Here is an 8,366-nt window from a genome sequence, read left to right on the forward strand (position 1 = left end):
TTAGAAGCTGAGCTCCAAAGCGAAGTTTGGTGTGAAACGCAGCGATCTGTTTTCAATCTGATTGATCGCAAACTGGTCTTCTCCAATTTGTTGAGAAACAAAATAACGATCCAATAAATTGTTGTTGTTAAAGATGTTTTGAAAGGCGGCATTGGCTTTTAGGGTATAACCCGACTTATCCAAAACAATATATTTAAAAGACAGATCTGCTCTAAAGTAGGAGGTGAGTCTTTCCGCATTGGGAGCGCTAAACGGAATGTCTTCCGTGTCCTGAATGGCTGAGGGTGCTTCACCTAGTGGAAGCGTAAAGGGCTTTCCGCTGCGCCATTGCAATCCAAAAACTGTACTCAAGCGTCCTAGGTCATAACTAATCGCTGCTCGCAAGGAGTGTGTGATGTCTAGGTTATTGGCAAATGATTGCGGATCAAAGGAATCGAACTGATAATCATTGTTGGAGTAAGTATAACCTAACCAAGCTCCGAGTCCGCGCCAACGTTTATTGACAATGAGCTCTAAACCAAAGACCTGATAAGATCCTAAAGCAGCGCTATTGGCAAATTGATTTTGGAAACCTTGCGTTGTTGCACTAATGCCTTCAACAGATTTTTCAAAATACTCTAAGTTGATCAGCCAGTTGCGTTTATTCCAAACCAGTCCAGTAGACCATTGCTCACTGGTGATCAGTGGAATCTCATTGCCGTTTGCTTGGATCCACCTGCGGTTTTCTACCCCTAAAAATTCATTCTGGAAAGCTACAGCCTGAGAAATACTTTGACTTTTAAGTTCTCCATGGAATTCAAGAGCAAATCCAGCTCCGAGTTTTTGATGCAAATTAAGTCTTGGTTCAAAACGATATTCGTTGATCTTCGGATAATGAGTTAATCGTACACCAGCATTGATCTGAGTTTTGCCGTTAAAGGGATTCCAGTCCAGTTGGTTGTACAAGTGATGTCCTACCAAAACTTCTTTGACTCGGCGTCTGAATTCTGGAGTGGTGGTCTGATCACTGTTGGTTACACCCGTCTCAATGAACTCATAACCGGCTTCCCATTGGACGTTCTTTTTATGTCGATACAGTAATTGCGCTCGACCTACAAAGGAGATCACTTCATTGCCTTGGGTGTCAAATTCTGTGGTTAGGAGTTCAAAATTTGCTGCATCCAGATTGTATTGACTGCGGTAAGCTCCAACGGTGCTGCTCCATTTGCTGTTCCATGTGCGCTGCCAGTGTAATCCAGCGGCTATGTTCTCTTGGTTGAGTTCACTGGTTTCGCTGAGTTCAAAGGCGTCGTTGGAAAGATTCTGATTGAAGTTGAGATTATTATTTATAGCCAAGAAGTTTAAACGCAGACGATCCTTTTGTGAAGGATTGTATAAGACCTTCGCACTTATATCAAAAAAGTTGAAGTCTTCTGAGGTGTTCAAATCTGATTGATCATTGGGAGTGGCCAAGTTGGTGATCTGTGTATCTTGAAATACTCGTTCTGAATAACTGTTGTAGATAGGAGTTTGGTAGAGGTCGTTCAAAGACCTTCTCCCTGCTACCATAACCGATAGCTTTTTACTGATCGGAATGTCTAAAAAGGCGTTGGCATGTAAAAGGTTTAAGGTTGCTTTTCCGTGGATTTGATCGGTGACCTCGTCCATCGCTTTTAGATCAATCACTCCAGATACACTCTCTCCATAACGGCTGTGGGTTCCGTTGCGATAAATAAACACGTCTTCTGTGATATAGGGGTTGATTGCGGAAATCAGTCCATAAAAGTGTCCGCTTTGATAGACACGCATTCCATCCCAAAGCAAAAGATTCTCTCCGTTACTTCCGCCTCGAATATTAATGTTGGATACCGTTTCATCCACACTTTCAACCCCAGGCAGGGTTTGAGAGATCTGTAGTACGTCCGTTTCTGCGATCCCAGGAAGGAGTCCAAATTTCTCTGTATTGAATCGATAGGAACCGTCATTAGTTCTGTAAATACCTTGAGTAAAAACCGGCTGAAGCAGTACCTCTTCCAATTGATCTACACTGGGCTTTAAGGAAACGACTACGGTATTGTATTCAACAGGACCCAGATTGAGACCAACTGTTTGATAACCCAAGTATTGTATTTCAACAAATATGGTATTGGTCGGATTCGGAATATAAGCGCTACCCTCCGCATTGGTCGTATAACCCGCACCTTGGTCCGCGATCATCACATTGGCGTTAGGCAGTGGGGCTCCTGTAGTGGCGTCGAGAACTACAATATGAATGCTGTTTGGCGCATTTACGGAATAATACCGTTCATTGATCTTTGTGATCTGCAGACCCGTTCTGGCCTTGATGTATTCTATATTGGCTTGAAGATCTGGAGTAGTGGTAGGGGTAATTGATATATCCTCAATAGCCTCCGGAGCATAAGAGAAACGAATATCGTTTTGTGTCTCCAGTTGTTTGAGATAGGTGCTGAGCTTGATCTGCTCTTGTGCAAAGCCTGTTGTGCTAGTGATCAGTAGCAGTAGACTGATCAGAAAAAAGTACCCAGATTTACTCAGCCTCATTCAACACTACTTTGTTTTTATCCAAAACGCTGTAGGTCATTTGAAGCGGGTTGCAAATTGATTGAAGGGCAATATCGAGATCTTGGTGGGTAAAGCTTCCAGTAAAGCGCTTTTCCAGATCGATATCACTTACTTCTAGTTGGATGTTGTAATAGTGCTCCAATTCGTTAAGTACTTGAGTCAAAGGTGCGTTGTTAAATGAGCTTTCATCTTGCAACCAACGCGGGGCGCTTAAGCTTGTCGTTAGATTCTTAACAGTTTTGCCTGTCTCTAACTCTAAGGCATCGCCAGCTCTCAAGGTAATGACCTCTTGGTCTAAAGATACAGAAACCACCCCTTCAAAGCAACTCACTTTAAGTAGGTTCTCTCGTGCAAAAACATTGAATTGAGTTCCGAGTACAGTAACATCTCCAAGATCAGTTTCTACCACAAAAGCACTTCCTTTAGCCACTTTAAAATAAGCTTCTCCGTCCAAACGAAGGGTGCGGGCATCTTTCCAATCTTGCTGATTGTAAGTCAAAAAAGAATTAGCGTTCAAAGCAACTTCTGACTGATCTGGAAGTATGATCTCTGTCTTTTCAGCAATAGCTGTATTGACATCGGTATCTAAACCTTGCCAGAATACGTATGAAAAGGCAACAATGGCAAAAACAGCCGCAATACGAACAATGAACTTCAGTGGTTGTAATGTTCTCACTTTAGTAGGTTTGTTCAGTTGCTGAATGTTCTTCCATACCGCGTCCTTAGGAAACTCAGGAGCCTCCATGCCGCGTGTTTGTACTGCAATTTCCATCATCGCGCGCATCTCAGGATCCTCGCGCAATGCGCTTTCTTCGGCTCCTGTTAGCTCGTCATTCATCCATTTATGAAGCAACTCTTGCTTGTTCATTCTATTTCTTTTTCAAGGGTATAACAGTTCAATTCAGAAATACCCTACCTTATTTATTAAATCCATCCAAGTTTTTTTTCAGACTGACCAATGCTTGACTGATTCGCTTTTCTACAGCCTTAACACTGATGTCTAACTCTTCTGCGATCTGTTTGTATTTTTTACCGTCAATACGGTTCATTAAAAAGGCGGTTCGCTGCGCTTCTGTCAAAGTATTTAAAGCTGCATTCAACTTTTTACCGTATTCCTTTTCCTCTAATAAAAACTCAGGAGATTGTTTATCCACTCCAGAAGATTGCATGCTGCGATAATTGAGTACCACCTTCTGATGCGCCACAGCATTTAAGAAACTGTTGTTGGTCACTGTATATAAAAAGGAGCGGGCTTTCGCAAAACTCACCTTACTGCAATTGTTCCAAAGCTTTACAAAGGCTTCTTGTACCAGGTCGCTTGCGTCGTCTGCATTTCCACATTTATAATAGGCGAAATTCCACAGGGCTTGCCCATGCGCACTGTAAAGAGCGTTATAAGTGCGCTCTTCGCAAACGTTTGGTTCGTCCTGTGAATTTTTGATGGCCATCTAATCCTTTGTTTTTAAAGGGGTGTAAATATAATTTAAAAGTTTTTTAAATTTTTTGGTAGGGTTTTTTTTGACTGCCCTGTTTTACTTACAAATCGACCCAATAGGATCGAAGCTCTTTGAAAAGATGATTAGCCGGATCGGTGCTTCCACAAGAAGACATTTAAATTAGCTATCTATGAAAAGGAGAAATCCGAGAACTGATTTTAAGCAATAATGCTATTTTTTTCAATAACAAGTCACATTAGTTAAACTGTTAGTATTATCCTTAGAATCTTTGGGCACGATCAGCAGCAAGAAACCTTAAACCTACAGTTATTCATTTTGATGCTAGTTAAAAGTTTCTGTTCATAATGACTACCTCTTGTTGCTGACCGCCCTTTTTTAAAAGCACCAAAGGTAAGGCCGGCAGCCGACCGCAACCCATTAAGACGTATAGTGAGGCACCAAAGCTATTTCTTTAGGTTAAACGAAAAACGGTGTAGCGTCTTTGAGATAAAGTTGCATGCAATATCCTTAACCTACAATTGGTCTCTGCCTTCCTTACCTTTAATCATCTTTTTTTGCGCCAATAAAATATACCGCCTCCTTGGGCGGTTTTTTTATTTATTCACGCCACTTTTGACCTACACCAGAGGCTGCAAACTGCCCCTGTTTCCGTATTATTTGTCTTTTTTTCGCTCCGTAGCGCTGCTATGCAGCTCAAAAAAGCCTTCAATTATGAAAACATCTGCTAGTTTTCGCTTCACTGTTTCCGGTCAAAAGGCGCGTGTTGGACTTCTGTTTTTAAGGGTGAGACCCTAAGGTTACAGAGTATGGTTACTTTATTATAATACGGAGTGTGGCGTTTGGAGTAAAACGCAGGGCGAGATCGTCAATTTGTTGCACTTCAAAATCGTCATTGACGCGATAAAAGGTGTTAACCACATTATCATTCCCCAACAGATTCCAGAGCGAAATCCCACTGACCAATCGGACTTTTTCACTCAAATCATAAGTATAGGTAGCGGAGGCGTCTACTCTAAAATAATCCTCCAAACGCTGGCTGTTTGGATCCATGTAGTCCACAAAACCAACTTGCGGAATTGAATTATCACCTACGGGAGTAAAGGGTCTTCCGCTGTGCCAGTTCAGGCCAGCTCCAAGGTTAAATTTTCCTAAGTTGAAGTTGGCTCCCAAAGACAGCACGTGACGTATGTCTAAATTGTTTCGGAATTCTGAGGGATCAAATTCTTCAAAATCATAATCGTTTTGCGCCAAAGAGTAACTGACCCACACATTGGTCTTTTCCCACTGCTTATTGGCTAGGAAATCCAACCCGACAACAGTATACGTTCCATGCGTCCTTTGATCTTCAAATTGATCTTGAAACCCTTGGCTTTGGCTGGTGATCCCGTTAATTTCTTTCCAGTATGGCTCTGCGCTGAAAAGCCATCCCTTACGCTGATAGCTGAATCCCATTCCCAAATGACGGCCTTTGATGATTGGGATGTTTTCAGAATCAGAAAGTACCCAACGCCTGTTCTCCACACCGAGAAAGTCGTTCTGCAAATCAATGACCTGAGAGGTAGTTTGACTGTTGAGTGCTCCCAAGAGTTCAATACTCAAATTACGCCCAACACGCTGGATCATGCGAACCCTTGGCTCCACCAAAACCTCATTGAATTTATTGATATGATTGGCCCGAAGCCCAGCTTCTATGCGGGTCTTTCCATTATTTGTTTCATAGAAAAGGCTGCTGTACAAGCTGTGTGTGCGCAGCACCTGTTTTTCTAAGCGCTCAAAGTTTGGGTTATTGATATTCTCAAAATTGGTGATTCCCGTTTCATTGAACTGGTATCCTTGCTGCCAAACTAAGTGTGAGTTAAGACGCCATTGGTTCTCTACCTTTATTCCCGTTTCGACCAGATCGTTTTCTTGAATGAGACGTTGGTCATTTTCTATATCCGCATTTAGGGCAGTGAGTTCGTAACCGCTGCCGTACCATTGTACAGAGGTTTGCAAACGCGGATTCCAGCTGCGCTGATAAAAGAAACCTGCTGAGGAGTTATCTTGAGTAAGGTTAGACTGTCTGGCTTGAGGTTCACCTTCCAACATTCCGTTTTCCAAAAAGTCCAAACGGTTTCCTAGGCGGAGTAAACTCAGCCGGAATTTGTCTTTGTCAGTTGGTTCGTACTGTAATCTAAAGTGTGCGTCAAAAAATCTAAAGTCCGCATCAGAGGTAAGGTTAGCCATAGCTGCCGATTGCAACTCCGTGTTTTGAAAGGCCTTATCAAAGTACGCATCATAGGTGGGTGTTGTGAAAAGTGAATTCAAAGAGTGACGCCCAGCCACTTCTACAGACAGCTGCTCATTGATCGGTATTTCTGCCATTACATCTCCACTTAAGAGATTGAGACCAGCATTCACTTTAAATTCACGGATAAGATCCTCAGAACCTTCCATAGAGATAATTCCAGAAACACCATCTCCATATCTAGCATTTCCAACACTTTTGTAAACGTTGACCTCTTTGGTTAGATTGGGGTTAAACGCAGAGATCAGCCCAAAAAAGTGTCCGTTTTGATACATTTTAATTCCGTCCCAAAGGATCAAATTTTGATCATTGGTTCCGCCGCGAATATTTAAAAAAGACACGGTTTCATTTACACTCTGTATGCCTGGCAATTCCTTAAGGGTAAGAAGTACGTCACTTTCAATAAGACCAGGTAAAATATCAAAGGCATCGTAGTTTACGTTTACTGCACCATCTGCTTTTTTGCTGATTCCCTTGGTGATGAAATTCGTGAGCATCACGGGGTTGAGAGATTCCGCTTGTTGCGCCAGTGCCACGGTGTAACACATGCCAGACACCAAATTAGGGTCAATCCGGTCACTGTGATCGGCATAACTCAAATAGGAAACTTCAAATTCCAACAAAGAATCCACATAACTGACATTTACTTTACCGCGGTCATCCGTAATTAATAGCTGATAGGGAGTACTCACCTTGGCCCCTTCCAAGGCTTGTCCCGTCTCTTTAGAAATGACAACAATGCAATAATTGCCAACTCCGCTTTTTGGTGCCACTGTAACTGTATTGTCCTGTAGTAATTGATAATCAAACAGGGTGTTGGCTTGAAGCGCTTCTAAGGCTGTTGGGAGGTTACTGGCTAAGTCTGATGAGGAATACCTGTGATTTGTAAGCGCTGCATCCTCATAAGAAAAGGTGCAGTTGAACTCAGCTTCTAACTGCTGAAAATAATCCGTAAGCGCAACAGTTTGCTGCCCAAAGAGGGCACTAATAGGGGTTAAGAGTAGTAGTAATAGAATGCGGCTGCGCACGCTTTTGGTTCAGTGATTATTTGGTGATAGTCACTCGGTCCCCGTCAATCTTGTAATTCAATTGTAGCGGATCTGTTACTGCTTTCAAGGCAGTTTCTAGATCTTGGTGAGTGAAACTTCCAGTAAAAATAACACTTTTATCAATGGCAGATGCATCTACTTTAATCGTGTAGTGACGCTCTAGTTCTGCCAAGATCATATGATAAGGCGTACTTTTAAAGACCGATTTGTTGTTGATCCAACTCGGATTGCTAACTGCGGTCTCAAAGCGACTCGCTTTATTGTTCAAAAATTTAATTCCCTGCCCAGCGGTGATTTCTGCAGTTTCTTTGCCGTTAATGGCTACAGCTACTCGTCCTTCGTAACAAGTAACTTCAAACAGACCTTCCCGGTTAATCACATTGAATTCTGTACCGAGAACTTGAACCGTTCCCGCCTCTGTCTTTACAGTAAAGGTGCTTCCTTTGGCAACTTTGAACAGCGCTTCCCCGTCTAAGGCAACAGTTCTTGCATCTTGCCACTTTTCTTCATTAAAACTCAATGTAGTACCTGCATTAAGTTGTACGGCGGAATCATCTGGTAAAGTTATTTCCAAGGATTCTGCGGTAGCAGTGGAGTAGGTAGTCAAGTCATCCGCAGTTAAATTCACAACTAAGAATCCTAAAACAAATATGGCGGCAATCGCAGAGGCAATGCGCCAAGGCTTTAATCGTTTTACTTTAGTTTTTTGTTGTTGCTTTAAGCGGAGGCGATCGTAACTTGAGCTGGCGTCAAACTCCGGAGCCCGAAAGTATTGTGCAGCTTGGGAAATTTTTTCGTAAGCACTGAAGCGCTCGTCGTCTTGCAACGCCGTGCGATCCGCTTCACTCAAGCTATGATCTAACCACCTTAAAAACAAATTTTCCTTTTTCATATTAATTTGTCACTAATAGAACAACCCTAGCTGTAAAATTCCTACCCAAGTCTTACAATTCTTTTATTTCTTGTCTTAGTTTATCCAAGGCGGTGTAGATCCTTTTCTCAACTGCTTTT

General features: G+C 42.3%; 5 protein-coding genes. All 5 read right to left on the bottom strand.

The features are described 5' to 3' along the window. On the bottom strand, positions 1–2,541 hold the full coding sequence (locus HRT75_RS08425; protein ID WP_291185118.1) for a carboxypeptidase-like regulatory domain-containing protein: 2,541 nt from the start codon (positions 2,539–2,541) through the stop codon (positions 1–3). Then, a complete protein-coding gene (locus tag HRT75_RS08430) occupies positions 2,528–3,430 on the bottom strand; it encodes a FecR domain-containing protein (RefSeq protein ID WP_291185123.1) in 903 nt (300 codons plus the stop codon). The genes HRT75_RS08425 and HRT75_RS08430 overlap by 14 nt, the downstream gene beginning before the upstream one ends. A gap of 49 nt (positions 3,431–3,479) precedes the next feature. Then, positions 3,480–4,010, bottom strand: a complete 531-nt coding sequence (locus tag HRT75_RS08435) for a sigma-70 family RNA polymerase sigma factor (RefSeq protein ID WP_291185126.1) — start codon at positions 4,008–4,010, stop codon at positions 3,480–3,482. 819 nt (positions 4,011–4,829) lie between these two features. Next, positions 4,830–7,334 carry a TonB-dependent siderophore receptor gene (locus tag HRT75_RS08440; protein ID WP_291185129.1) on the bottom strand — a complete coding sequence of 835 codons (2,505 nt, stop codon included), beginning with the start codon at positions 7,332–7,334 and terminating at the stop codon, positions 4,830–4,832. Positions 7,335–7,350: 16 nt separating this feature from the next. Further along, on the bottom strand, positions 7,351–8,247 hold the full coding sequence (locus HRT75_RS08445) for a FecR domain-containing protein (protein ID WP_291185132.1): 897 nt from the start codon (positions 8,245–8,247) through the stop codon (positions 7,351–7,353). Between the last annotated feature and the right edge of the window lie 119 nt (positions 8,248–8,366).

This window comes from Gilvibacter sp. (assembly GCF_013214815.1).
In the GTDB taxonomy this organism is placed as follows: domain Bacteria; phylum Bacteroidota; class Bacteroidia; order Flavobacteriales; family Flavobacteriaceae; genus Gilvibacter.